General features: G+C 33.2%; 20 protein-coding genes and 1 pseudogene. 13 read left to right on the plus strand and 8 right to left on the minus strand.

Going from position 1 to position 25,959, the window contains the following annotated elements:
- Window positions 1–111: 111 nt before the first annotated feature.
- On the plus strand, window positions 112–1,020 hold the full coding sequence (locus tag WPG_RS05765) for a DUF3078 domain-containing protein (RefSeq protein WP_045475245.1): 909 nt from the start codon (window positions 112–114) through the stop codon (window positions 1,018–1,020).
- 48 nt (window positions 1,021–1,068) lie between these two features.
- Here the strand turns inward: WPG_RS05765 and hflX are convergent, their stop codons facing one another.
- The gene (hflX, locus tag WPG_RS05770) at window positions 1,069–2,280 is read right to left on the minus strand and encodes a GTPase HflX (RefSeq protein ID WP_045470354.1); all 1,212 of its coding nucleotides are present in this window, start codon (window positions 2,278–2,280) and stop codon (window positions 1,069–1,071) included.
- Between the two features lie 72 nt (window positions 2,281–2,352).
- On the opposite strand from hflX, the gene WPG_RS05775 reads away from it, so the two are divergent.
- From WPG_RS05775 to WPG_RS17295, 6 genes are all read left to right on the plus strand, one after another.
- On the plus strand, window positions 2,353–3,306 hold the full coding sequence (locus WPG_RS05775) for an endonuclease (protein ID WP_045470356.1): 954 nt from the start codon (window positions 2,353–2,355) through the stop codon (window positions 3,304–3,306).
- A 229-nt stretch (window positions 3,307–3,535) separates the two neighbouring features.
- The gene (locus tag WPG_RS05780) at window positions 3,536–8,989 is read left to right on the plus strand and encodes a fibronectin type III domain-containing protein (protein ID WP_084221526.1); all 5,454 of its coding nucleotides are present in this window, start codon (window positions 3,536–3,538) and stop codon (window positions 8,987–8,989) included.
- A 26-nt stretch (window positions 8,990–9,015) separates the two neighbouring features.
- On the plus strand, window positions 9,016–9,921 hold the full coding sequence (locus WPG_RS05785; protein ID WP_045470361.1) for a type IX secretion system membrane protein PorP/SprF: 906 nt from the start codon (window positions 9,016–9,018) through the stop codon (window positions 9,919–9,921).
- 19 nt (window positions 9,922–9,940) lie between these two features.
- Window positions 9,941–11,860 (plus strand): OmpA family protein, encoded by a 1,920-nt coding sequence (locus WPG_RS05790; protein ID WP_045470368.1) that lies wholly within the window; start codon window positions 9,941–9,943, stop codon window positions 11,858–11,860.
- Between the two features lie 333 nt (window positions 11,861–12,193).
- Window positions 12,194–12,424 carry a T9SS type A sorting domain-containing protein gene (locus tag WPG_RS18970; RefSeq protein WP_410529696.1) on the plus strand — a complete coding sequence of 77 codons (231 nt, stop codon included), beginning with the start codon at window positions 12,194–12,196 and terminating at the stop codon, window positions 12,422–12,424.
- 3 nt (window positions 12,425–12,427) lie between these two features.
- Entirely contained in the window at window positions 12,428–13,393 is a 966-nt protein-coding gene (locus WPG_RS17295; protein ID WP_144374427.1) for a hypothetical protein, read from the plus strand.
- A 30-nt stretch (window positions 13,394–13,423) separates the two neighbouring features.
- On the opposite strand, the gene WPG_RS05800 is transcribed toward WPG_RS17295, so the two are convergent.
- On the minus strand, window positions 13,424–13,897 hold the full coding sequence (locus WPG_RS05800) for a CYTH domain-containing protein (RefSeq protein ID WP_045470372.1): 474 nt from the start codon (window positions 13,895–13,897) through the stop codon (window positions 13,424–13,426).
- Window positions 13,898–13,935: 38 nt separating this feature from the next.
- Between WPG_RS05800 and dinB the strand changes: the two genes are divergently transcribed.
- Window positions 13,936–15,045, plus strand: coding sequence for a DNA polymerase IV (dinB, locus tag WPG_RS05805; protein WP_045470375.1), 1,110 nt, complete (start codon window positions 13,936–13,938; stop codon window positions 15,043–15,045).
- Between the two features lie 47 nt (window positions 15,046–15,092).
- Window positions 15,093–16,082, plus strand: a complete 990-nt coding sequence (locus tag WPG_RS05810) for a TolB family protein (protein ID WP_045470377.1) — start codon at window positions 15,093–15,095, stop codon at window positions 16,080–16,082.
- Between the two features lie 24 nt (window positions 16,083–16,106).
- On the opposite strand, the gene pyk is transcribed toward WPG_RS05810, so the two are convergent.
- The 5 genes from pyk to WPG_RS05835 all read right to left on the minus strand — a co-directional run bounded on the left by pyk (window position 16,107) and on the right by WPG_RS05835 (window position 20,392).
- On the minus strand, window positions 16,107–17,543 hold the full coding sequence (gene pyk, locus WPG_RS05815) for a pyruvate kinase (protein ID WP_045470379.1): 1,437 nt from the start codon (window positions 17,541–17,543) through the stop codon (window positions 16,107–16,109).
- A 1-nt stretch (window position 17,544) separates the two neighbouring features.
- On the minus strand, window positions 17,545–18,024 hold the full coding sequence (locus WPG_RS05820) for an IPExxxVDY family protein (protein ID WP_045470381.1): 480 nt from the start codon (window positions 18,022–18,024) through the stop codon (window positions 17,545–17,547).
- Window positions 18,025–18,146: 122 nt separating this feature from the next.
- Complete coding sequence (gene rnc, locus WPG_RS05825) at window positions 18,147–18,887, minus strand: ribonuclease III (RefSeq protein ID WP_045470383.1); 741 nt, start codon at window positions 18,885–18,887, stop codon at window positions 18,147–18,149.
- A gap of 7 nt (window positions 18,888–18,894) precedes the next feature.
- The gene (gene fabF / locus WPG_RS05830) at window positions 18,895–20,145 is read right to left on the minus strand and encodes a beta-ketoacyl-ACP synthase II (protein ID WP_045470386.1); all 1,251 of its coding nucleotides are present in this window, start codon (window positions 20,143–20,145) and stop codon (window positions 18,895–18,897) included.
- A 13-nt stretch (window positions 20,146–20,158) separates the two neighbouring features.
- Window positions 20,159–20,392, minus strand: coding sequence for an acyl carrier protein (locus tag WPG_RS05835; protein ID WP_008269813.1), 234 nt, complete (start codon window positions 20,390–20,392; stop codon window positions 20,159–20,161).
- A gap of 181 nt (window positions 20,393–20,573) precedes the next feature.
- Here WPG_RS05835 and WPG_RS05840 point away from each other — a divergent pair, with 181 nt between their 5' ends.
- The 4 genes and pseudogenes from WPG_RS05840 to WPG_RS05855 all read left to right on the plus strand — a co-directional run bounded on the left by WPG_RS05840 (window position 20,574) and on the right by WPG_RS05855 (window position 24,739).
- The gene (locus WPG_RS05840) at window positions 20,574–21,140 is read left to right on the plus strand and encodes a phosphoribosylglycinamide formyltransferase (protein WP_045470389.1); all 567 of its coding nucleotides are present in this window, start codon (window positions 20,574–20,576) and stop codon (window positions 21,138–21,140) included.
- Window positions 21,141–21,773, plus strand: a pseudogene (locus WPG_RS05845) (viroplasmin family protein); the annotation flags it as partial.
- Window positions 21,774–21,851: 78 nt separating this feature from the next.
- Window positions 21,852–22,778: a PfkB family carbohydrate kinase gene (locus WPG_RS05850; protein ID WP_045470391.1), complete on the plus strand. Its 927-nt coding sequence runs from the start codon at window positions 21,852–21,854 to the stop codon at window positions 22,776–22,778.
- Window positions 22,779–22,840: 62 nt separating this feature from the next.
- Window positions 22,841–24,739, plus strand: coding sequence for an amidophosphoribosyltransferase (locus WPG_RS05855; protein ID WP_045470393.1), 1,899 nt, complete (start codon window positions 22,841–22,843; stop codon window positions 24,737–24,739).
- A 519-nt stretch (window positions 24,740–25,258) separates the two neighbouring features.
- Here WPG_RS05855 and WPG_RS05860 read toward each other — a convergent pair.
- Window positions 25,259–25,867 carry a superoxide dismutase gene (locus WPG_RS05860; protein ID WP_045470394.1) on the minus strand — a complete coding sequence of 203 codons (609 nt, stop codon included), beginning with the start codon at window positions 25,865–25,867 and terminating at the stop codon, window positions 25,259–25,261.
- Window positions 25,868–25,959: the final 92 nt, after the last annotated feature.

The following is a 25,959-nucleotide window of genomic DNA, read 5'->3' on the forward strand; positions in this document are numbered from 1 at the left end:
CAACATCTTAGGTCTTACTAACAGATATTTATTTGGTTTCATAAATAACAGCAATCAATAAAGACTTATATTTGCAACCTAATGAGAGCTATTTTCAAAATTTTATTTATTATGAACAAAAAAATATTTTTTTCAGCATTCTTAATGCTTGCAATTACATTTGGGTTTTCTCAAACTAAAGAAGAATTAGAAACTCAAAAAGCAGAAAAACAAGCAGAAGCTGATAAGTTTCAAGGAGAAGCAAACGCATTACAAGCACAAATCGATGCGTTACCAGGGTGGAGAACTGGTGCTTTTGGTACTATTGGTGGAAGTTTATCTAACTTTAAGAATTGGTACGCTCAAGGAGCACCAAACAATGCTTCTGGTAATATAGGTATTACAGTTAATGCTTTTGCTAACAAGCTTGAAGAAAAATACTTCTGGAGAAATTCTTTAACTGCAAATTTAAATTGGGTAAAATTAGATAACAAGGATACCGATTTAGATAGTGATGATTTTAACCCAACTACAGATGTATTTAATTTATCTTCTCTTTATGGATATAAACTTAGTGATAAATGGGCTGTATCTGCTTTAGGAGAATACAGAACAACATTATTAGATAATTTTAATGACCCTGGATTTTTAGATCTTGGTGTTGGTGCAACATGGACTCCACTAGAAAATTTAATTGTAGTGATTCACCCATTAAACTACAACTTTGTGTTCGCTAAGAACGATGCGGCTTTCGAATCTTCTGCTGGTGCAAAAATTGTTGCAGACTATACAAGATCTATTGGAGCAATTAACTTTAAAACAAATTTCTCTACTTTCCAAAGCTATAATTCAAGTGACTTATCTAACTGGACATGGACAAACTCATTTAGCTATACACTATGGAAAATGATTGGTGTAGGTTTTGATTTTGCATTAAGAAGCAATCAACAAGAAGCTGCAAACTTTCAGGGTGTAGATTTAGCAGATGCTGATAATAAAGTGCAGACCTATTATACTTTAGGATTAAGCTACGCTTTCTAAAAATAAATTATTATCATAAAAAGAGGTCTAAGTTTTAGACCTCTTTTTTTATTGTATATCCTCAACATCTGGATATAAAAAGTGATTGTAAGGAAAACGTGTGACATGGATTTCTCTAACTTCTTTATAAACACGTTTTCTAAACTCGTCTAAATTTTCTTTATTTAATGCAGATATAAATAACGCATTATCACCAACTCTAGCCATCCACGTATTTTTCCATTCTTCAATACTATAATTGGCTTTAGTTCTTTCAACTATTAAATCTTCTTCATCAAAAGGTTCTGGTTCATAAGCATCAATCTTATTAAACACCATTATGGTTGGCTTATCTTTACTTTCAATCTCATCTAAAATTTGATTTACAGAATCGATATGCTCTTCAAAATTAGAATGTGATATATCCACAACATGCAACAATAAATCTGCCTCTCTTACCTCATCAAGAGTACTCTTAAAAGATTCTACTAATTGCGTTGGAAGCTTTCTTATAAACCCAACAGTATCACTTACTAAAAAAGGTAAATTACCTATTACAACTTTTCTTACTGTAGTATCTAATGTTGCAAAAAGCTTGTTTTCAGCAAATACCTTACTCTTACTAATCACATTCATTAATGTAGATTTACCAACATTGGTATATCCAACTAAAGCAACGCGTACCATTTTGCCTCGATTACCACGCTGTACAGCCATTTGTTTGTCAATCGTTTTAATCTTTGACTTAAGTAATGATATTTTATCACGTACAATTCGTCTATCCGTTTCAATTTCAGTTTCACCAGGTCCACGCATACCAATACCACCTTTTTGCCTTTCTAAGTGAGTCCACATTCCTTTTAGTCTTGGTAATAAATATTCGCATTGAGCTAATTCTACTTGAGTTCTAGCATAACTTGTTTGAGCACGTTGGGCAAAAATATCTAGGATTAGGTTGGTTCTATCTAATATCTTACAGTTAAGTATTTTACTAATATTACGTTCTTGTGCGGGTGATAATTCATCATCAAAAATTACAGTTCCTACTTTATTTCCCTCTACATAATGTCTAACATCCTCCATCTTACCTGTTCCTATAAATGTTTTAGGATTAGGCATCGCCATTTTTTGGGTATAACGTTTTACAACTTCCCCTCCTGCTGTGTAAGTTAAGAACTCTAGTTCATCTAAATATTCTGTAGATGTTTCTTCATTTTGATCTTGTGTAATAACACCTATTAAAACTACTTTTTCTAGTGCTATATCTTTTTTCTCTATCATAAAATAATTAAAGTGCAAAGTTAAACAAATGCATTATTTAGAATAAGGTTTTAAAATCATATATTTATTGCCATGACTAACACTAATTATACTTCCTATACTATCGCATTTTATAACATCGAAAACTTGTTCGATATAGAGAATGATCCGTTAACCAATGATGATGACTTTTTACCTACATCAAAAAAAAGATGGACATCGCAACGGTATAAAAATAAACTAATGAAATTAGGTTCGGTGATTTATAAAATAGGAGAAGAAGATGCCGAAATCGCACCTGTAATTGTTGGTTTAGCAGAAGTTGAAAACAAAAAAGTACTATCTGATTTAGTAAGAAGTAAAAACCTAATTAAGGAGGCTTATAGTTATATTCATTATGATTCCTCTGACGAAAGAGGAATTGATGTCGCCTTACTATATAAAAGTGATATTTTTACAGTTGAAAGTTCTGAAACGTTTTCTGTTTATCTAGAAACCGAAACTGGTGAGCGAGATTATACTAGAGATATTCTATTAGTTCAAGGTAATCTTAATAATGAACCTATTAGTATTATAGTAAATCATTGGTCATCTCGAAGAGAGGGTGAGAAAGAAACCGAATATAAGCGCTTGGCCGCATCAAATAGAGTAAATGACATCATTAGAAATATAAAAGAAGAAAAACCAAATGCTAAGATTTTAGTTATGGGAGATTTTAATGACAACCCTAATAACAATAGTATGTCTTTACTTGAAAAAGAAAGTGGCCTTTACAATCCCTTTAAAACAGTTTGGTCTCAAGATAAAGGAAGTCAAAACTATGATTTTCAATGGAATTTGTTTGATCAAATTCTATTTTCTATAAACTTTTTTGATGCTAATAATTCTGCGCTTGCTTTTGATAGTGCTGATGTATTTAATTCTAAGTTTTTAACTCAATATAATGGTAAATATAAAGGACAACCTTTTAGAACCTATGTTGGTAAAAAATACAAAGGAGGTTATAGTGATCATTTCCCTGTATATATACAATTTAGACCGTTTTAATACGGTTAAATGTTAAAACCATTTATCGATTATTACGGTAGTTAATCTATTATAACATTGTTAACATCCTGTTAATAGTCATTTTTTATATATTCGACTTGACATAAGAAAAACGCCTAACCAACGTAATTAATGTCTAACAATGTCCCACTTCATAAAAAATAAATCAAGTCCTTTATAATCAATTCATTATAAGGGCTAAAATAATTACTAACAAACCAAATTAATAATGAAAAAAAGTACTTTACTACTATTTGCACTTTTTACCATGTTATTTCAAATTAATGCTCAAGTAGCAATTGGAGCAGGTAATTTACAAGGCGAAAATGCACCTTTCGAAGCTTATTTCGGATACTCATACGCGCAAACTCTGTATTTAGCTTCTGAAATTAATGCTGCAGGTGATATCACTGAGATTCAATGGTATTACAGTGGGACTTCTGATTTAGCAAATAGTCAAGATATGATTATTTACATGGCAGAATCAACTAGAACTGAATTTGCTGATACAAATGATTGGGAGCCATTAACTTCTCTAACTCAAGTATATGCAGGTGGAATTACTGTTACTGCCGGTGTTGAAGGATGGGTAACTATAACTTTAGATACGCCCTTTACATATTCTGGTGTAGACAATTTAATAGTAGCAGTAGAGGAAAATAGTGCCGGATTTGATCAGTTTGGAGATGATTTTTATAATTCTCAAGTAACCACTAACAGAACTATATCTTATTTTAGTGATGGCACAAATCCAGATCCTGCTACACCACCAACTGCGAGTAACATAGATGATACTATACCTAATGTGATTTTAGGTGGAATATCTCAAGCATGTCCTACTCCTAGTGATTTAGCTGCAACAGGGATTACTGCAAATGAAGCAGAATTTTCATGGACAGAAAACGGTACTTCAACCACATGGAATATAGAAATTGTTGCTGCTGGAGCAACACCAACAGGTACACCAACTGCTACAGGAGTAACTAATCCATATTCTGCAACTGGTTTAACCGCTGTAACAGGGTATGACTTTTATGTTCAAGCAGATTGTGGCACAGAACAAAGTGCATTTGCTGGACCATTCTCAATTGAGACATTATGTGATGTATTTGTACCTGATTACTTAGAAAATTTTACAACGATTATTCCGGATTGCTGGGATGAAGCTGATAGTGGTGATGCGACTTCTGGACCAGGTGATTTTGGTGCTGGTTCTTGGACGGCTGACGGTTTTCTTAATGATGGTTTTTCTGGTTCCTACAAAATAAACTTATTTACTACAGGTAAAAGTGATTGGATAATTTCACCTCTTTTTGATTTAACCGGTGGTCCTTTCCAAGTAGAGTTTGATTTTGCAATTACCAACTGGAATAGTAGCACTGTTGCAGGAACTTTGGGTTCTGATGATTTAGTGCAACTATTAATAACAAATGATGGAGGTGCTACTTGGATTCCTTTAATTACTTACGATAACACCTCAGTTGTACCTATCACTGGATTACACCCAGTAGTTGATTTAACAGCTTATGGCGGACAAACAGTTCAATTCGGAATCTTAGGTTCTGAAGGAACCGTAAATGATCCTGAGGATATTGATGTATTTGTAGACAATTTTCAAGTTAGAAATGTACCTACATGTCCAGAACCAAGTGATATTGCAATCACTAATATAACACCCGATGGAGGTGAGTTATCTTGGACAGAAAATGGAACATCAACTATATGGAATGTAGAAATAGTGCCAACAGGTGATACACCAACAGGTACACCTACTGCAACGAACGTTTCTAATCCATACATCGTAACAGGTCTTGATGCTATAACTGGGTACGACTTTTATGTTCAGAGTGATTGTGGTGGTGATTTAAGTTCTTTTACTGGCCCTTTTAACTTCACAACATTATGTGCGGTATTTATACCTGATTATTTAGAAAACTTCACAACTATTATTCCTGATTGTTGGGATGAAGCTGATAATGGTGATGCTACTACTGGTCCAAGTGATTTTGGTACTGGTTCTTGGGTACCAGATGAGTTTCTTAACACTGGCACTGGAGATGGAGCCTATAAAATAAACCTATTTACAACAGGTAAGAGTGATTGGATTATATCACCTCAGTTTGATTTAACTGGTGGACCCTTTCAGGTAGAGTTTGATTTTGCAATTACTAATTGGAATAGTAGTACAATTGCTGGAACTTTAGGTTCTGATGATTTAGTACAATTATTAATGACAAATGATAACGGAGCAACATGGATTCCACTTTTAACTTATGATAATACTTCTGTAGTGCCAATTTCTGGTATTCATCCTGTTGTTGACTTAACACCATATGCAGGTCAAATTGTACAGTTTGGAATTTTAGGCTCTGAAGGAACTGTAAATGACCCTGAAGATATAGACGTGTTTGTAGATAATTTCCAAGTAAGAAATATCCCTACATGTCCTGAGCCATCCGATTTAACAAGTAATAACCTAAGTTTAACTTCTACCGAGATAGGTTGGACTGAGGCTGGGGCTGCAACATCATGGAATATAGAATATGGACCAGCTGGCTTTGCTCAAGGTACAGGGACTGTTGTAACTGATGTAACAACTAACCCCTACGTTATAACTGGACTAATGTCAGATACAAGCTATGAGTTTTACGTTCAGGCGATTTGTGACCCTTCTAATTTAAGTTCTTGGACTGGTCCTTCAGAATTCTACACTGGTTATTGTGAGTCTGTTCCAACAAGTAATGATGGTCAAGGAGTTGATAACGTTACCATTGGTGTAACTGACTTTCCTAGTTTTGGTGATGAAACATACGAAAATCATACAACTCCTGTTGTGAATGTCTTTCAAGGTATTAATACTAACGTAGCTATAACATTTGTTACTGGATTTACATATGGCACTAATATCTGGATAGATTTTAATGACAACTTAGTGTTTGATGCCGATGAATTAGTATACTCTGGAGTTTCGACCAATGCTAACCCAACAACATTAGACGCATCTTTCCTTATGCCCGCTACTGCACCTATTGGTGAGCATAGAATGCGCATAGGTACTGCAGATTCTGGTCAAGCGACACCAAATCCATGTTACAATGGAACTTGGGGTGTGACTTTAGATTTCACTGTAAATGTTCAAGTTTTAACATGTACATTAGCAGAGGCAGACTATACTGTGAATACAGATTGTGATAACGACCAATTCTTTATAGATGTTAATGTGACTAGTTTAGGTGATGCTACTTCTCTAGAAATCTCTAATGATTTTGATGCTACTACCGTCCAAGCAACTGCAACAGGCACATATCAAGCAGGTCCTTTCCCTTTTGGAAATACAGTAAAAGTATTTGTAACTAATGAACAAGATAATAACTGTGTTATAAGTAGTCCTTTTTATGAAGTATTGGCTTGTCCACCAAGTAATGATGAATGTGATGCAGCAATTGTTGCTGTTGTAAATGATGGTGAGACATGTGATTTAGTAACTCCTGGTACTATTTTAGCTGCAACAGTTTCTAGTCAAGATCCTGGTAGTTGTACAGGTACGATAAATGATGATGTTTGGTTTGAATTTACTGCCTTAAGTGAAGTACAAATTCTCTCAATAATAAACATTGCAGGTGGTACAACTAATATAGATCATGCTGTTTATGAAGGTACTTGTGGTGCTTTAACGGAATTATATTGTTCAAATAACACATCTAGTGTAACACCGGCGTTAATTATAGGAAACACCTATTACATTCGTATTTTTAGTGGAGGTGCACAATCTGAGACTTCTACGTTTGACTTATGTATTAGAGAAGCTCCGACTAATATAATATGTGATAATGCTGAAAACTTCTGTTCTGTTGGAGGTGCTCTAGTAAGTTCTAACATTATTGGTATCCCAGATCCTAATGATATAGCGTGTTTAGCATCTGCGCCAAATCCAACTTGGAATATAATTCAAATTGGAGAAGGGGGACTAATTGAAATAGAGATTGCTCAAACCGATGCAGCAGGAAATGGATTAGATGTTGATTTTGTTTTATGGGGACCTTTTGAATCTGTTGAAAATGCATGTTCAGAGATTGCATTTGAAGATTGTCCTACCTGTCCTAACAATACAACTAGCCCAGATTTTTATCCATTTGGTAATATAGTTGACTGTAGTTATTCTTTTGTTTCTACTGAGAATTTAACTATAGACAATGCCTTGCCAGATGAAATATATATGTTATTAGTTACTAACTTCTCAGACGATCCTGGTACAATTACAATTACTCAGACAAATTCTGGAACTACAGATGGAGGTACAATTGAAGCTGAAATTTCAGCTGAAATTGTTAGTAACGATGTTTCAATAGATAATACTAATGCACCAGAAGACGTAGACGAAGTATCTGTTTGTGGTTTTGATCAAGTAATTATTGAAACAAATTCACCATTTGCAGATGAATATATTTGGTATAGAGATGGTTTTGTTCTAGCTGGTGAAACAGGACCTACACTTACAGTAACTGAATCCGATAATTACCAAGTACAAGCTTTTGATGACCAATGTAGTGATGATGCATTCTCTCAAATTGTAATTGTTAATATGTATGACGATGCTGGCAATGTAGCTCCTCAATCCATAACTGTTTGCGATGGACCTGTAGCCGACGGAAGTGAAGACTTTGACTTAAATGCTTTAACAACTTCGTTAGGTCTTGGTACTGATTTTGCTGTGTCTTATTATACAAGTACGGCTGATGCTAACCAAGCTATGAATGCAGTTGCGTCGCCATACAATTCTTCAGGTGAAACTTTAATTATTAGAATTGAAGATGCTGATGCTGCCGCAGATGGATTCTTAGGTTGTCGTTCATTATCAGAAGTAACATTAACTGTTAATCCTAGACCTGAAGTTAACCAACCTGAAGATTTTGTTGTATGTGATGATATAGATGGTAGTGTAGATGGCGTTACTAATTTTGACTTAGCTTCTATTGATGATGAAGTTAATACTGATGCTGATGTTGTCATTACTTATCATAATACACAAGAAGATGCAGATAATGGCACAGGAGCACTCACAAGCCCTTATTCTAGTGGTGGAGAAACTGTATACGTAAGAGCGGAAAATACAACTAATGGATGTTACAACACTACTTCATTTAACTTAGAAGTTAATATTGTGCCATTAGCAACTTTTGATCCTCAGTTTGAGTATGAAGTATGTCCTAATGCAACTGTCCCAATTATTATTGGTATTACACCTTCAAACTTTACACAAGCAGATGTTTCAGTAAGTTGGTTCCTTGACGGAGTTCAAATTAGTGGTGCAAATAATTTAACGTTAGATACTGTTTTAGTACAAGGTGATTACTCAGCAGAGATTACTTTTAATGCTACGGGCTGTGTTAATACTATAACAACATTTGTAATGGAATTAGAATCTTGTGTAATTCCGCAAGGTATTTCACCAGGTGTTACTCCAGGTTTCAATGATTCTTTCGATTTAAGTAGTTACGGTGTTACTAAACTCGAAATATTCAATAGAAATGGTACGCTTGTTTATTCAAAAAATAATTACACAGATGAATGGGTAGGGCAAACAAATGATGGGGAGGAGCTTCCTGTGGGAACTTATTTCTATACTATGGAATATGAAGGAGGATCTAAGAAACGTAGTGCTTGGATATATATTAACAGATAATCAACTAACTGAATCAACTTATTATAATGAAAAAACTCTCTATTATAGCTGTTTTGCTTTTAGCATTTCAAATGCATGGACAACAAGACCCTCAGTACACACAGTACATGTATAATATGAATATTGTTAATCCTGCCTATGCAGGCTCAAGAGAAAACCTCTCTTTTGGATTACTTTACAGAAACCAATGGATAAACATTGATGGAGGACCGGAAACTGGTACTTTTTTCGTTCACTCACCTGCTGGTAATAACCTTGGGTTAGGTTTGTCTGTTATATCAGATCGAATTGGTCCTGTTAAAGAAACTAATGTCTATGCAGATGTATCATACACCTTAAGATTGGGTGGTGAACACAGATTAGCATTTGGAGTAAAGGCCGGTGCTACCTTTCACGATATAGGTTTAAGCTCGATTGATCTAATTGATGAGGACGATCCTTTCTTTCAAAACAATATTAGTGAAACAACCCCTAATATTGGTGCTGGTTTCTTTTACTATACCAATAAATACTATTTATCTTTATCGGTTCCTAATTTATTGTCATCAGTGCATTTGGATGCAAATGGCTTTAAAATAGGTTCAGAAACGCAACACTACTTTTTAACAGGTGGATATGTTTTTGATTTGTCACCAAACACAGAGCTGAAACCTTCATTCATGGTTAAATCTGCATTTAATGCACCAACCTCATTTGATTTAAACGTTAATGCTCGATTCTATAAGAGATTTGAAATTGGAGCTTCATACAGATTGGATGATTCATTTTCTGGCTTAGTTAATTTTGCGTTATCACCAACAGTAAGAATTGGCTATGCTTATGATGCTGTATCATCTGACATTAAGGCTTATGCACCAGCTTCTCATGAAGTAATGCTTTTATTTAACCTTAATTTTCCAAAACGTATTTCTCGTTCACCAAGATATTTTTAATCAGATAAGCTAAAGAATTATGAAAAACCTAAAAACAATATTATTCATTACATTGATGAGTAGCCTTTGCTTAACTGCTCAAAATCGTGATACAAAAAAAGCAGATAAACAATTTTCTAGACTAGAATTTGTTAAAGCCGCTGAAAATTATAGTGCATTGGTCGAAGATGGAAAAGGTGACACATACATTTATGGAAGACTCGCGGATAGCTATTATAACATATTCAATACTTTTGAAGCTGAACGTTGGTACTCCAAAGTTTTAGAATCTTCAGAGAGCCCTGAAATGATTTATAAATATGCCCAAATGCTAAAAGCAAATGGGAAATATGAAGCTTCTAATCAACAAATGGATCGTTTTGCTTCTATGCGTCCATCAGACAATAGAGCAACTACTTACATTAAAAACAAAAATTATCTTCCTAAAATATTAGAACAAGGAAAAAAGTTTAATATTCAAAATGCTGATTTCAACTCTGATCAATCAGATTTTGGTGGCATTTTAAACGATGGTAAATTATATATTAGTTCTAGTCGAAATGAAATTCGAAAAAATTATGGTTGGAATGACCAACCATACCTAGATATCTATACAGTTTCTAAAAACTCTGATGATACGTATCAAGAACCTATTATAGCAAATTATATATTAAATACTAAATATCATGAAGGTCTGGTTTCATTTACACCTGACGGTAACACAATGTATTTTACACGTGAAAGTTATTATGAAAATATTTATCAGAGAGATACTTTAAGTAAAAGAACACGTTATAGCCAAATATTTCTATACAAGGCAACCAAATTAGATTCAGATTGGGATAATGTTGAAGGCTTACCTATAAATAGCGAAAATTATTCTGTAAAAAATCCATCTGTAAGTTCTGATGGTACCACTATGTATTTTGCTTCCAATATGCCTGGTGGTTATGGAGATTTTGATATTTATAAAGCACCTATAAACGCCGACGGAACTTTAGGTGAAGCCGTAAATATGGGGCAAAAAGTAAATACAGAAGGACAAGAAATGTTCCCTTATATTAGCAGTAAAAATATTCTTTACTTTTCTTCTGATGGGCATTTAGGATTGGGTGGTCTTGATGTATTCTATACTAAAGAAATAGATGGTAAAATGGCTCCAATACGTAATGTAGGTATTCCTATTAATAGTAATGGTGATGATTTTGCTTTTAATATCGTAGAAGAAACTGAAGAAGGTTTTGTGTCTTCTAATAGAGAAGGTGGAAAAGGTGGTGATGATATTTATATCTTTAAAAAGTTACAACCACTTTGTGATGTTTTAATAGCTGCTACTGTTTTAGACGACAAAACCCGTGAACCAATTTCTGGAGCTACTGTATCTTTATTTGATATTGAAGGTAATAAGATTTCTACTAAAACTACTAATGAAGAAGGTATTACTGAATTTATCGTGGAGTGTGAGACAGATACTGAGTTAGAAGTAACCATGAATGATTACGATAGTAAAAGAGTAACTGTTAAAGGTTCTAATGAAGAAGAGCTTGATGTACAAATTTCTTTAGATCCAATTGAAAAATTAATTGTCGCTGATAAAATTGAATTAGCCCCTATTTATTTTGAATACGATAAATCTAATGTCACTGCGCAAGCAGCTTTTGAGTTAGATAAACTTGTACAAATAATGAACAAATATCCTGAATTAGTAATTAATGCAACGTCGCATACAGATTACATTGGTTCTAATTCTTATAACATGAGACTTTCAGATCGTAGAGCAAAAACCACTGTTCAGTATGTTATTTCTAAAGGTATAGATGAATCTCGTATCTCAGGAATGGGTAAAGGAGAAACTGAACCAAAGATAGATTGTGGTACAAAATGTACAGATGAGGAACGTCAATTAAATAGACGTTCAGAATTCATTATTGTAAGTGGTGCCCCTCAAACAAAGCAATAAATAAATTATTAAAATATATAAGCCTATCATTTGTTAAAGTGATAGGCTTTTTTTGGGATTTAATTTACATTTATAATGTATTTTAAATTCAAAAAAATGATTAAAAAAATTACTTTGTTTTTTGTTTTAACATGTTTTACATTTTATGTAAGCGCACAAGAAAATATATTGTCTTTAGGCTCAGAGAGTACTTCTACTTCCGGAAAAGTATCATATTAAGTTGGCTTAATTCATTATAAAGAAGCAAATGGTACAGGAGGAGGTAGCTCTTCAGGAGTTCAGATACCATACGAGATATCTGATGTTTTAAGTCTAAATGATATTAGTCAGTCTATTTCTACAGTCTTTCCAAATCCGACAGATAATATTTTAAACATACATTTAACTACAATAGAAAATTTAAAATATCAACTTATAGATTTATCAGGTAGAAAAGTTAATTCAGGAGAACTCATTATACTTCAATCTAAAATAGATTTGACCTCATTAGAAAATTCTATCTATATTTTAAATATACTTAAAGACAATACGATCATTCAATCATATAAAATATCAAAAAAATAATCTATGAAAAATCTCTACACAACGCTCTTTATATTTTTGTTTTCACTTATTTCTTTTGCCCAAGCACCAGAAATAATGAGTTATCAGGCAATAGTCAGAAATGCAAGTGATGACCTTATTCGAAATGCATCAGTAGGTATTAGAATTAGTATTTTACAAAACTCTGATACTGGTACTGAAGTTTATACTGAAACACATACAACCACCACCAATGATAATGGCTTAGTTACTTTAGAGATTGGATCAGGCACAACATCTAATGATTTTTCCTCTATAGATTGGGGAAATGGAACTTATTACATAAAGTCCGAAACTGATCCTACTGGAGGAGCTAACTACACTATTGCTGGAACTAGTCAGTTATTGAGTGTTCCTTATGCGCTCTATGCCAAGAGCACTGAAGTAGTTGCTGCAGATGAAAATGGAGTTAGTGATATAAATGTTCCTGCAAAAAATATAATTTCTAATAGATACATTTTAATTAATGATGATAATAATAACATCGTTTATGCTTATTCTCCTGTAACTGGTGTTTGGTCATCTCAAGCAACAACTGGATTTATAAATGCTAGTGATATAACAGAATTCGAAGGTAGCTTTCTAGTTAATGATGATAACAACAATATTGTTTATGCTTACTCAAGCTCAACAGAAACTTGGTCTTCTCAATCTACTACAGGGTTTATTAATTCTGATGATGTTTATGGTTCTAATGGTACATTTTTAATCAACGATGATAATAACAATGTCGTTTATGCTTATACAAGTTCTTCTAGTAATTGGGACGCCCAATCAACAACTGGGTTTATAAACGCTAGTGATATATTTAGTTCAGATGGTACATTTTTAATTAACGACGATAATAATAATAATATTGTTTACGCTTATTCTCCTTTAACAGGGACTTGGGCTTCACAATCAACAACGGGTTTTATAAACTCAGATGATATTTTTACTTCTCAAAATTAAATAGATAAACGCTCTGACAATTCAGAGTGTTTATCTATTCCATAATTTAAATGGTATTTTACTTAACTGAGTATTATAATACCTCACATCTCCTGTAACCTCTTTTCCTAGCCAAGTCGGCTTTTCAAAAATCTCATTTTCAGTATTCAATTCTACCTCTGCAATAATTAACCCCTCACTATCACCAAAAAATTCATCAACTTCAAAAGTGTGATTCCCAACATTTACTTCGTAACGGATTTTGTCTATGATTCCATCCTCGCAAAGTTGTAAAAGCGATTCTGCATCGGTTTTAGAAATTTCTTTTTCCCATTCAAATCGAGATAGACCGTTTTGAGATGATTTCCCTTTTACTGTTATATAGCCTATATCCTTTTTAATTCTAATTCTCACAGTGCGCTCAGCATGACTATTTAAAAAACCTTGCTTAATAGAATAATTATTGTGCGATTCAGATCTATAAGTATTTGTCTTCACTAAAAATTTACGTTCTATTTCTATCATCAAAACTCTAAAAGACATTTAATGTCTAAATTTACATTATGCTTAACAATTTACCAATAAGAAAGATAATTCATGTAGATATGGATGCATTTTATGCCTCTGTAGCTCAAATGGACAATCCTGAATTAAGAGGTAAACCCATTGCAGTTGGAGGAGGTGGAAAACGTGGAGTTATTAGTGCTGCAAGCTACGAAGCTCGTAAGTTTGGCGTAAAAAGCGCAATGTCTGGCCGTTTAGCTGAGAAACTTTGCCCTCAGCTTATTTTTATAAGAACTGATTTTGCTAGATATTCTGAAATATCAAAACGTGTTAAATCTATTTTTTATGACTACACAGATTTAGTAGAGCCCTTATCTCTTGATGAAGCTTATCTAGACGTTACAGAAAACAAAATAGACCTTCCTAGTGCCACTTTAATTGCGCAAAAGATAAGAGCAAGGGTTTATGATGAAATTGGCTTAACGGCTTCAGCAGGTATCTCTATAAATAAATTTATTGCAAAGGTTGCTAGTGATTACAATAAGCCTAATGGCCAGAAAACCGTCAATCCAGAAGATGTGCTACAATTTTTGGAAGATTTAGATATTAGAAAGTTTTATGGTGTTGGTAAAGTAACTGCTGAAAAAATGTATCAAAAAGGGATTTTTACAGGAAAAGATCTAAAGTCTAAAACGTTAGATTATCTAGATCAAAATTTTGGAAAGTCTGGTCGTTATTATTATCATGTAGTTCGTGGTATTCATAATAGTGAAGTGAAACCAAATCGCATTCGTAAATCTTTAGCTGCTGAACGTACATTCAGTGAGAACTTATCATCTGAGATTTTTATGCTCGAAAAACTTGAGCATATTGCAGAGGAAGTTTCAAGGCGGTTAGTTAAAAGTAAGGTTGCTGGTAAAACCGTAACCCTAAAAATAAAGTATAGTGACTTTACGCTACAAACGCGAAGTAAAACATTGCCATATTATATCTATGAAAAAGCTATTATTCTTGAAACTGCTAAGGATTTATTATATCAGGACAAATTGGATAACTCGGTTAGACTTTTAGGAATTTCATTGTCTAATTTAAATACTGATCCTAAAAAATCTAAAGCTGTAGAAAAAGAAAAGAAGTCTGTTAGCGTACAGTTAAAGTTCGATTTTTAGTCTTTTGAATTTATTAAGTTTATAAGACTAATGCAAACGATCAAAAAATGAAATTCTACACTAAAATTCTAGTTGTACTTTTATTTGTTACGCTTACATCCTGTAAAGAAAAAGAAGAAACAAAAAAAGAATCCGTTAAATCTGATAGGCAAAATCAGCAAAAAGAAGGTGTGCAACCTTTTGCAAAACACATCTTTTCTCAATTTACTAATGTTAGGGATTTTACGATTAATACTGATGAAAATGAAGCTTACTTCACATTACAAAGTCCCGCAAGAGAATTATCCGTGATAATGAGAATTAAAAAAGTAGATAATAAATGGCAAGAACCTAAAATTAGCCATTTTTCTGGACAATATATCGATTTAGAACCTTTCTTGTCTCCAGATAATTTAAAGCTATATTTTGTGTCTAATAGGCCTGTTTCAAAAGACAGCACAAATACCAAAGACATGGATATTTGGTATGTGGAACGTGAAACTAAAACATCTACTTGGTCAACACCTAAAAATATTGGTGCTCCAATAAATACAGATGGAGATGAATTTTATCCAGCAGTTACTAGTAATGGTAATTTATACTTCACAACTATTAAAAAAAAACTCGAATCTGCAGACGATATCTTTGTTAGCAAATGGGAAAATAACGTTTATTCCGAGCCCACGCTTCTTGGAGAAGGAGTCAATACCAAAGGTGCAGAATATAATGCCTTTATTGCACCAGACGAATCCTATATTATTTTTTGTGGTTGGAGACGACCAGATGCTTTAGGTTCTGGCGATTTGTACATTAGTAAAAATTTAAATGGTGAATGGACTAAAGCTAAAAACCTTGGAGAAGGTGTTAATTCTAAGCATATGGAATTTTGCCCTTTTGTAAATGATAGAATACTTTATTTTACAAGTCGAAGAAGTAATGTAATACAAAAAGAAACAGGATATGCCAATGCCAAAGAATTATTCTCTGAAATAAATCGTTATGATAATGGTGCTAGTAGGATTTATCAAGTTAATTTAAGTAAAACTTTGAATCAATAATAATCACAAAAACAATATTGATTATTACTCATTAGAAATTTCTCGAACGCGTAAGGTATTTACCATACCTTTCTCTGCTATTGGCATTGAAGCTAAACTTATAACCATATCTCCTTTATCCAAATAGCCACTTTTCTTAGCTATTCTATTGGTATCTCTAACAGTTTCATCTGTACTTACAAACTTGTCGTAAAAAAATGCTGTAACACCCCAAAGTAAATTGAGTTGTGTTAGAATACGTTTATTTGATGTAAACACTAAAATATGAGCTTGTGGTCTCCAAGCCGAAATCTGAAATGCTGTATAACCACTATTCGTTAAAGTAGAAATAGCCTTAGCATTAATCTCATTTGCCATATTAGCTGCATGGTAACATATCGCCTTAGTTATATATCTTTTAGTTCGGATATGTGGTGGTGATTGTGGCACTTCTATTAGTGGTGAATCTTCAACACTACGTATAATATTTGCCATTTGTCTAATCACTTGTACAGGATATTGCCCAACTGAAGTTTCACCAGACAACATCACAGCATCAGCTCCATCCATAACAGAATTTGCTACGTCATTTACCTCAGCACGTGTTGGAGTTAAACTTGTAATCATTGTCTCCATCATTTGGGTGGCGATAATTACAGGAATTCTAGCGCGTTTAGCTCTTAAAACTAATTGCTTTTGTACTAATGGTACTTCCTCAGCTGGAATTTCCACACCTAAATCACCACGAGCTACCATTAAACCATCACAATACGCAACAATTTTATCTATATTCTCAACAGCTTCAGGTTTTTCAATCTTTGCTATAATAGGTATTTTATGATCACTATGTTCAGAAATTAATTTTTCGAGTTGCATTAAATCTTCTGCATGACGCACAAAGGATAGTGCAATCCAATCTACTCCTAATTTACAAGCAAAAATAGCATCTTCAACATCTTTTTCTGTTAGTGCTGGTTGCGATATGTTAGTATTAGGAAGGTTTACACCTTTCTTAGATTTAAGTGGACCACCTTGTATAACTTTAGCTTTAACTTCAGACTTTCCATCTGTTGACACCACTTCAAAATGTAATTTCCCGTCATCTAAAAGAATGCGTTCTCCAGGTTTTGCATCTTGAGGAAACTTATCATATGTCATATAGACACGTTCTTTCGTGCCTTCAAAACGTTCTCCTGTTGCAAAAATAATTTCATCTCCAGGATTAACCACAACTTCTCCTTTCATCATTCCAACACGTAATTTAGGACCTTGTAAATCTCCTAGGATAGACGCGTTGTATCCAAACTCATCATTAAGCTCTCTAATCAATTTTACACGTTCTTCAACGTCTTTATAATCTGCATGAGAAAAGTTAACTCTAAATACATTAGCTCCTTCATCTAACATAGCTTTTAAAACTTCTTTCTTGCTAGTTGCTGGGCCTAATGTGGCTACTATTTTTGTTTTCTTGTTCGACATCAATTCAAAAAATTAAATGATCTTTAGATTTTATTTTTAACGGATCTACCGTGTAACTTGTTATAATTTGAGGAATAGCTTGTAATCGATTTAAGATTAGCTTTTCATTTACATTCTGTATTTCGTCAGAAATCTTAATGAAATAATCCACCTTATTCAACTCTGATATTAAATTGAAGGTCTTAAGCACTTTCTCACTCGTTTCAAACAATGTTCCTGAACTGTATAAACTATCTTCTTCTCTCTTACACACATTAGAAACTAAGTTCCAAGTAACATATTGAGCTTTATTATTCCACTCAAAAATACTGTACGATGATTCTAAATACTTAAAATCTAAATCCTCTAATTTTCTTTCTAAACTAAGGTTTAAATTCTGATTGAGTAAATACGCCAAACGATAATCTTCTAGCCTACAATGAATAGCAATGAGCTTATAGGTGTCGTCATAAAAATCATCTACCAGAAGTTTGTGTAAAGCCATACAGTAATAACTTTGAATGGTAAATATAGAATAATAATAGCTTTAAAATATTAACTTTTGGTTATTCTTAATCCATAAAATCTACGAAAACGTTATAGTAGAACGGAAATTTATACAACCAACTAAATTAGTTTGGTGATTTGCTTTTGAAATGCGAAAAAAGCACGTTTTGATGCTTTCTCTTCAGCCTTTTTCTTAGAAGTTGCTCTTGCTTTAGAAACCACTTTATCATTAACACTTAGTTTCACAGAGAAGTGTTTTAATTCATCATTCCCTGTATCTTCATAAACATTATAATCGAACGTATTTTTCTCTTTTTGACACCATTCTATGAGTAGACTCTTATAACTTATAACTTTTCCTTCTAAAGTTTCTATATCTACATAAGGGTTTATAACACGCTTGTATATGAATTTTTCACATACCTTATAACCTCTATCGAGATAAATAGCTCCTACTAATGCTTCAAAAAGATTACCATGTATATTATTTCCAAAGTTGGATTTTGGAATTCTACTTTGTACTAATTCAATAAGTCCTAAATCTTTACCTAGTTCATTAAGGTGTTCTCTACTCACAACTTTAGAACGCATTTTAGTCAAGTATCCTTCATCACCATGTGGCACTTTCTCAAATAAATAAGCTGCTATAACTGAACTGAGCATAGCATCGCCAACAAATTCTAAACGTTCGTAGTTTAAAGCATTACCTTTTTTGTCCTTAATATTCATAGAACGATGGGTAAATGCTTTTATATATAATGGTTTTGATTTCGGTTTAAAGTCTAAGATTTCTTTGAGTTGTAAAAAAAAATTCCCGTCTTCTTGTGAACGGGAATTTAATATGTTACGAATGAAACTCATTCGAGATTTAATCTAATTTTTTAAATAATACACAAGCGTTGTGTCCGCCAAATCCAAATGTATTACTCATTGCGACTTTAACATCTCGTTTCTGAGCTCTATTGAGTGTTAAGTTTAATTCTGGGTCTATATTTTCGTCAACCGTTTCGTGGTTAATTGTCGGTGGGACAATACCATGCTTCATTGCCATGATAGAAGCAATTGCTTCAATAGCTCCAGCAGCACCCAACAAATGACCTGTCATAGATTTTGTAGAATTAATACTTATGTTTTTAGCGTGACTGCCAAATACTGTCGATATAGCTTTTAATTCGGCAACATCACCTAAAGGTGTCGAGGTACCGTGTGTATTAATATGATCTACATCTTCAGGATTTAAACCTGCATTTTCTAAACAATTTTTCATTACCGCAATAACACCTATTCCTTCAGGATGTGGTGCCGTCATATGATACGCATCAGAAGATAAACCACCACCTACAACTTCTGCATAGATTTTAGCTCCTCTTGATTTCGCGTGTTCGTACTCTTCTAAGACTATAGAACCCGCTCCTTCTCCTAATACAAAACCATCTCGGTTTGCATCAAAAGGCCTAGAAGCTGTTTGAGGATCATCATTTCGAGTACTCATTGCGTGCATAGCATTAAAACCTCCCATACCTGCAATAGTAACTGCGGCTTCACTTCCACCAGTAATTACAACATCACAATGTCCTAAACGTATAGTGTTTAAAGCATCGATTATTGAATTGGCAGAAGAGGCACAAGCAGAAACTGTTGTGTAGTTAGGTCCCATGAAACCATATTTTATAGATATGTTTCCTGGTGCTATATCAGCAATCATTTTAGGAATGAACCGTGGATTAAATCGAGGGGTTCCGTCACCAGCAGCGAAGTTTAACACCTCTTCTTGAAATGTTTCTAAACCACCAATACCTGCTCCCCAAATTACTCCTACTCTTAATTTGTTTATTGCATCTAGATCTAGTTTTGAGTCTGCAATTGCTTCATCCGAAGCCACCATTGCATACTGCGAAAACTTATCCATTTGACGCGCTAATTTTCTATCAATAAAGTCAGTAACTTCAAAGTTTTTTATTTCACAAGCGAATTTGGTTTTGAACTTTTCAGCATCAAAATGCGTTATAGGCGCTGCACCACTTTTGCCATTTATAAGCGCATCCCAATATTCATCTTTGGTATTGCCTATTGGTGTAAGTGCACCTAAACCAGTAACTACAACTCGCTTTAATTCCATAAAAATAGAGTTCTTATTTTGCTTCTTCTATATAAGAAATAGCTTGACCAACTGTTGCGATGTTTTCAGCTTGATCATCTGGGATTTGAATATCAAATTCTTTTTCAAATTCCATTATTAATTCAACAGTATCTAGTGAATCCGCTCCTAAATCGTTAGTGAAGCTAGCTTCAGTTACAACTTCGTTTTCATCAACGCCCAATTTATCTACGATAATCGCTTTTACTCTTGATGCAATGTCTGACATAATCTTTTAATTTTAAGTTTTAATTAGATGGCAAAAATAAAAAACTTTATTTTAAAAATCACCTTTACCGATAAAATGTGCTTTTAATTGCAAAAAATCGATAGAAGTATTTTTGTTTTGCCTTAATTGTTAATTATTATTCTTTTTTTTGTCTGAATAATATAACATTGATTGTCTGTAAATGAAACGTATTGTAATCTTTGCGTCCGGATCTGGAAGTAATGCTGAAAATTTAATTAAGTTTTTTCACAACAGAGATAATGTGTCTGTTATTCAGGTACTAACTAACAATCCTTATGCCAAAGTGTTAGACCGTTGTAAAAAACTGAATGTTAGCGCATTGTCTTTTAACAGAATTGCTTTCTCAAAGACAGAAGATGTATTAAATATATTAAAAGTAACACAGCCAGATCTAATTGTACTTGCTGGATTTCTTTGGAAATTTCCTGAATTCATCTTGAAAGAATTTGAAAATAAAGTCATTAATATTCATCCTGCACTTCTACCAAACTATGGAGGAAAAGGTATGTATGGTATGCATGTTCATAAGGCAGTAGTAGAAAATAAAGAAACTGAAACTGGTATTACAATTCATTATGTAAATGAAAATTATGATGAAGGAGCTATTATTTTTCAGGCAAAATGTAATGTTTTACCCACGGATTCTGCTAATGATGTAGCTGAAAAGATACATTTGTTAGAGATGGAGCATTTCCCTAAGGTGGTTGATAGGATATTAAATGAGTAAAAAGAAAAAAAATATTATACTGTTTGGAAAGGGCATCACACAGGTGTCTTTGAATCTTGGCAAGACTGCAAAGCCCAAATTAAAGACTTTAAAGGCGCGCAGTATAAATCATTTTCAACTTTTGCGGCTGCTTATAAAGCTTTAATAGGCAATTACAAAGATTATATAGTTAAATCTAAATCTTTTAAAAGCGAACTTTCTGAAGCACAACTTAAAAAGATTGGTCAACCTAATTACAATTCTATATCAGTTGATGCGGCTTCTAGTGGTAATCCTGGTATAATGGAATATAGAGGCGTAGATACTAAAACCAAAAAACAACTTTTTATTCAAGGGCCTTTTAAAGAAGGGACAAATAATATTGGTGAATTTTTAGCATTAGTGCATGGGTTAGCTTTTTTAAAGCAAAATAAAAGCGATCGTATTATGTATACAGATTCAAGAACAGCTATGAGTTGGGTTAGAAAAAAAACGTGTAATTCTAAATTAGAACGTAATAAAAAAAACGAACCTGTTTATGATTTGGTAGATCGCGCTGTAAAATGGTTAAAAACAAATGATTATTCTACAACAATTGTAAAATGGGAAACCAAAGCTTGGGGGGAAATTCCTGCAGATTTTGGTAGAAAATAATATCTATTTAAAGGTGAAATTCCTATTTCACAAGGAATATATTTTATGTAAATTTGCACCTTAATTCAAACATAGGTAATGGGTAAATTGGTAATTGTCGGCACAGTAGCTTTTGATGCTATAGAAACCCCTTTTGGTAAAACTGACAAAATTCTTGGTGGTGCTGCAACATATATAGGTTTGTCAGCTTCCAATTTTAATGTAAACTCTGCCGCTGTTTCTGTTGTTGGTGGTGACTTTCCTCAAGAATATTTAGATCTTTTAGAAAATAGAAACATTAATATAGAGGGTATAGAGATTGTTAAAGACGGAAAAACTTTCTTTTGGAGTGGGAAATACCATAATGATATGAATTCTCGAGATACTTTAGTTACTGAATTAAATGTATTAGAACATTTTAATCCTATCGTCCCTGATCGCTATAAAGATGCTGAAGTTGTAATGTTAGGTAATTTACATCCGCTAGTACAACAAGGTGTTTTAAACCAAATGACTGAAAAGCCTAAATTAGCTATTTTAGACACTATGAATTTCTGGATGGATGTCGCTTTAGACGATTTACTTTCAGTAATTAAAAATGTAGATGTTATTACCATAAATGACGAAGAAGCTAGACAATTAACGGGTGAATATTCACTAGTAGTAGCTGCAAGGAAAATTCATGAAATGGGTCCTAAATATGTAGTTATTAAAAAAGGTGAACATGGGGCTTTACTATTTCATGATGATAATGTCTTCTATGCTCCTGCGTTACCTTTAGAAGAAGTATTTGATCCTACAGGTGCTGGTGACACTTTTGCTGGTGGCTTTGCAGGTTATTTAACAAAAACAGGTGATTTCACTTTTGAGAATATGAAAAATGCTGTGATATACGGTTCAACTCTAGCATCATTCTGTGTAGAAAAATTTGGCACTGAACGTATGCAAAACCTAACAGATAAAGAGATTTATAAACGCTTAGACCAATTTAAGAGTCTAACACAATTTGACATACAACTAACGTAAACTAACGCGCTCAAAATTGAGTGCGTTTTTTATTATAGATAATTAATAGCTGATAAGACAACATGAGTGATGCTTTAAAACATGAGTGCGGTATAGCACTTATTAGACTTTTAAAACCATTAGAATACTACAAAGAAAAATACGGAAGTGCATTTTATGGTGTCAATAAAATGTATTTAATGATGGAGAAACAGCACAACCGTGGACAAGACGGAGCTGGTTTTGCTAGTATTAAATTAGACACCCGACCTGGTGAACGTTATATTAGTCGTGTACGCTCTATTGCTCAGCAACCTATTCAAGATATTTTTGGTCAAATCAATGAACGTATTAATGAAGAGATAACTCAAAATCCCCAATACCAAGATAACGTTGATTTACAAAAAAAGAACATTCCCTATATAGGTGAATTATTATTGGGTCATGTACGTTATGGTACATTTGGGAAAAACAGTGTAGAAAGTGTTCATCCATTTTTAAGACAGAATAATTGGCAACATAGAAACCTTATTGTTGCTGGTAACTTCAATATGACTAATGTCAACGAACTATTTGATAATTTAATTGACTTAGGGCAACATCCAAAAGAAAAAGCTGATACCATTACAGTAATGGAAAAAATTGGTCATTTTTTAGATGATGCTGTTGCAAAAATCTATAAAGACCTCAAAAAAGAAGGTTATAATAAAAATGAAAGTTCACCTCTAATTGCAAAACGCCTAAAACTTGGTAAAATATTAAAACGTGCTGCAAAAAATTGGGATGGTGGTTATGCTATGGCAGGCTTATTAGGTCACGGAGATTCTTTTGTTTTAAGAGATCCTGCAGGTATCCGTCCTGCTTACTATTATAAAGATGATGAAGTTGTTGTTGTTGCCTCAGAACGACCTGTAATTCAAACAGTTTTTAACGTGCCTTTTGAAGCGGTTAAAGAATTAGATCCAGGACATGCTATTATAACTAAAAAATCAGGCTCTACTGCAATTAAAAAAATATTAGAACCTTTAGAGCGTAAAGCTTGCTCTTTTGAGCGTATTTATTTTTCTCGAGGTAGTGATGCTGAGATTTATCAAGAACGAAAGGAACTAGGTCGGTTACTAATGCCAAAAGTGCTTGAAGCGATTGATAATGATACAGAAAATAGTGTTTTTTCCTTTATACCCAATACTGCTGAAACATCCTTCTTCGGAATGATTGATACAGTTGAAGAACACCTTAACAAAAAGAAAACAAAATCTATACTAAGTGGTGGTGGAAAACTTTCTGCAGAACGCGTTACAGAAATTTTATCTGAACGTCCTCGTATTGAGAAGATAGCCATAAAAGATGTAAAACTAAGAACCTTTATTACTGAGGATAGTAGTAGAGACGATTTAGTTGCTCATGTTTATGATGTCACCTATGGAGTTATAAAACCTACTGACAACCTAGTTATTATTGATGATAGTATTGTACGTGGAACAACACTTAAGAAGAGTATCATTAAAATGATGGATCGATTAAATCCGAAGAAAATAGTTGTAGTATCCTCTGCTCCTCAAATAAGATATCCAGATTGTTATGGTATAGATATGGCAAACCTAGAAGGTCTTGTGGCATTTAGAGCAGCTTTAGCCTTATTAAAAGACAATAATCAATATCATATCGTTGAAGACGTTTATAATAAATGCTTAACTCAAGTAGATCTCAATGATAATAAGGTGGTTAACTATGTAAAAGAAATCTATAATAAATTTACAGACGAACAACTTTCAGATAAAATTTCAGAATTATTAAGTGACGATGATGTAAATGCAGAAGTGAAGATCATTTTTCAACCCGTTGAAAACTTACACAAAGCTTGTCCTAAAAACCTAGGTGATTGGTATTTCACGGGTAATTACCCTACTGCTGGTGGGAATAGAGTTGTAAACAGAGCTTTTATTAATTTCTACGAAGGAAATAAAGAGCGTGCCTACTAGATAACACCTCAAAACAGCTTTTAATCCGATAAAATACGTATTTTATCGAAGAATAGTGCATTTTGTCCAATATATGCAAGTGCTTTAACAAATTAAACTACATTGGTCTCACCATAACATAAGTAGGTTAAGTTCATGGTAGATTTGGGGCAAAAAAAGGTGAACAATGTTCACCTTTTTTTATACCCTTTATTAAAGTATCACTTTAAGTCTTAATTTTTATAATCAGTATTTGTTTTATACTTACAAGTTCAGAAACAAAGGAGTTTCCACGCTTAGACTAATATATAGGTCGTTTGTCCAAAAAATTGATTGATTAAAATAATGTGCACTTATATTTGACTCACCATAACATAAGTAGGTTAAGTTTATGGTAGATTTGGGGCAAAAAGGATGAACGTCTGTTCATCCTTTTTCATTTTTTTACCCTATCTCATTTTTATAATTACTTATATTTAAAGCATAAAAAATCCGAGTCTAAATAGACTCGGATTTTTCAATTTATGATATTACTATTACCTACTTTGCTTCAGCGTAACGACGTTCAACTTCATTCCAGTTAATTACATTAAAGAATGCATTAATATAATCTGGTCTTCTGTTTTGATAATTTAAATAATAAGCATGTTCCCATACATCTAATCCTAAAATTGGAGTTCCCCCACAAGTTACACCAGGCATTAACGGATTATCTTGATTTGGTGTAGAACAAACTTCAACCTTTCCTCCTTTATGTACACATAACCAAGCCCATCCTGAACCAAATCGTGTTGCAGCAGCTTTACTAAAAGCTTCTATAAAAGCATCTTTAGATCCAAATTCAGCATCAATAGCATCTTTTAAATCTCCTGAAAGATAACCCCTATCTTCAGGGTTCATAACGTCCCAAAATAATGAGTGGTTGTAAAATCCACCTCCATTATTTCTTACTCCTTTGTTATTCATATCCAAATTTGTAAGGATGTCTTCTATCGACTTTCCTGCTAAATCTGTTCCTTCAATTGCCGCATTAAGTTTTGTGGTATAACCATTATGGTGCTTAGAATGATGAATCTCCATAGTACGAGCATCTATATTTGGTTCTAAAGCATCATAAGCATATTTTAATTTTGGTAATTCAAAAGCCATAGTCTTAAGTTTTAATGTTAATATTTTAATTTTAACAAATTTACAATATTGAAAACAAGAAAGTCTAAATTAATTATTAAGATTCGCTATTT

It is taken from the genome of Winogradskyella sp. PG-2 (genome assembly GCF_000828715.1).
Lineage (GTDB): Bacteria > Bacteroidota > Bacteroidia > Flavobacteriales > Flavobacteriaceae > Winogradskyella.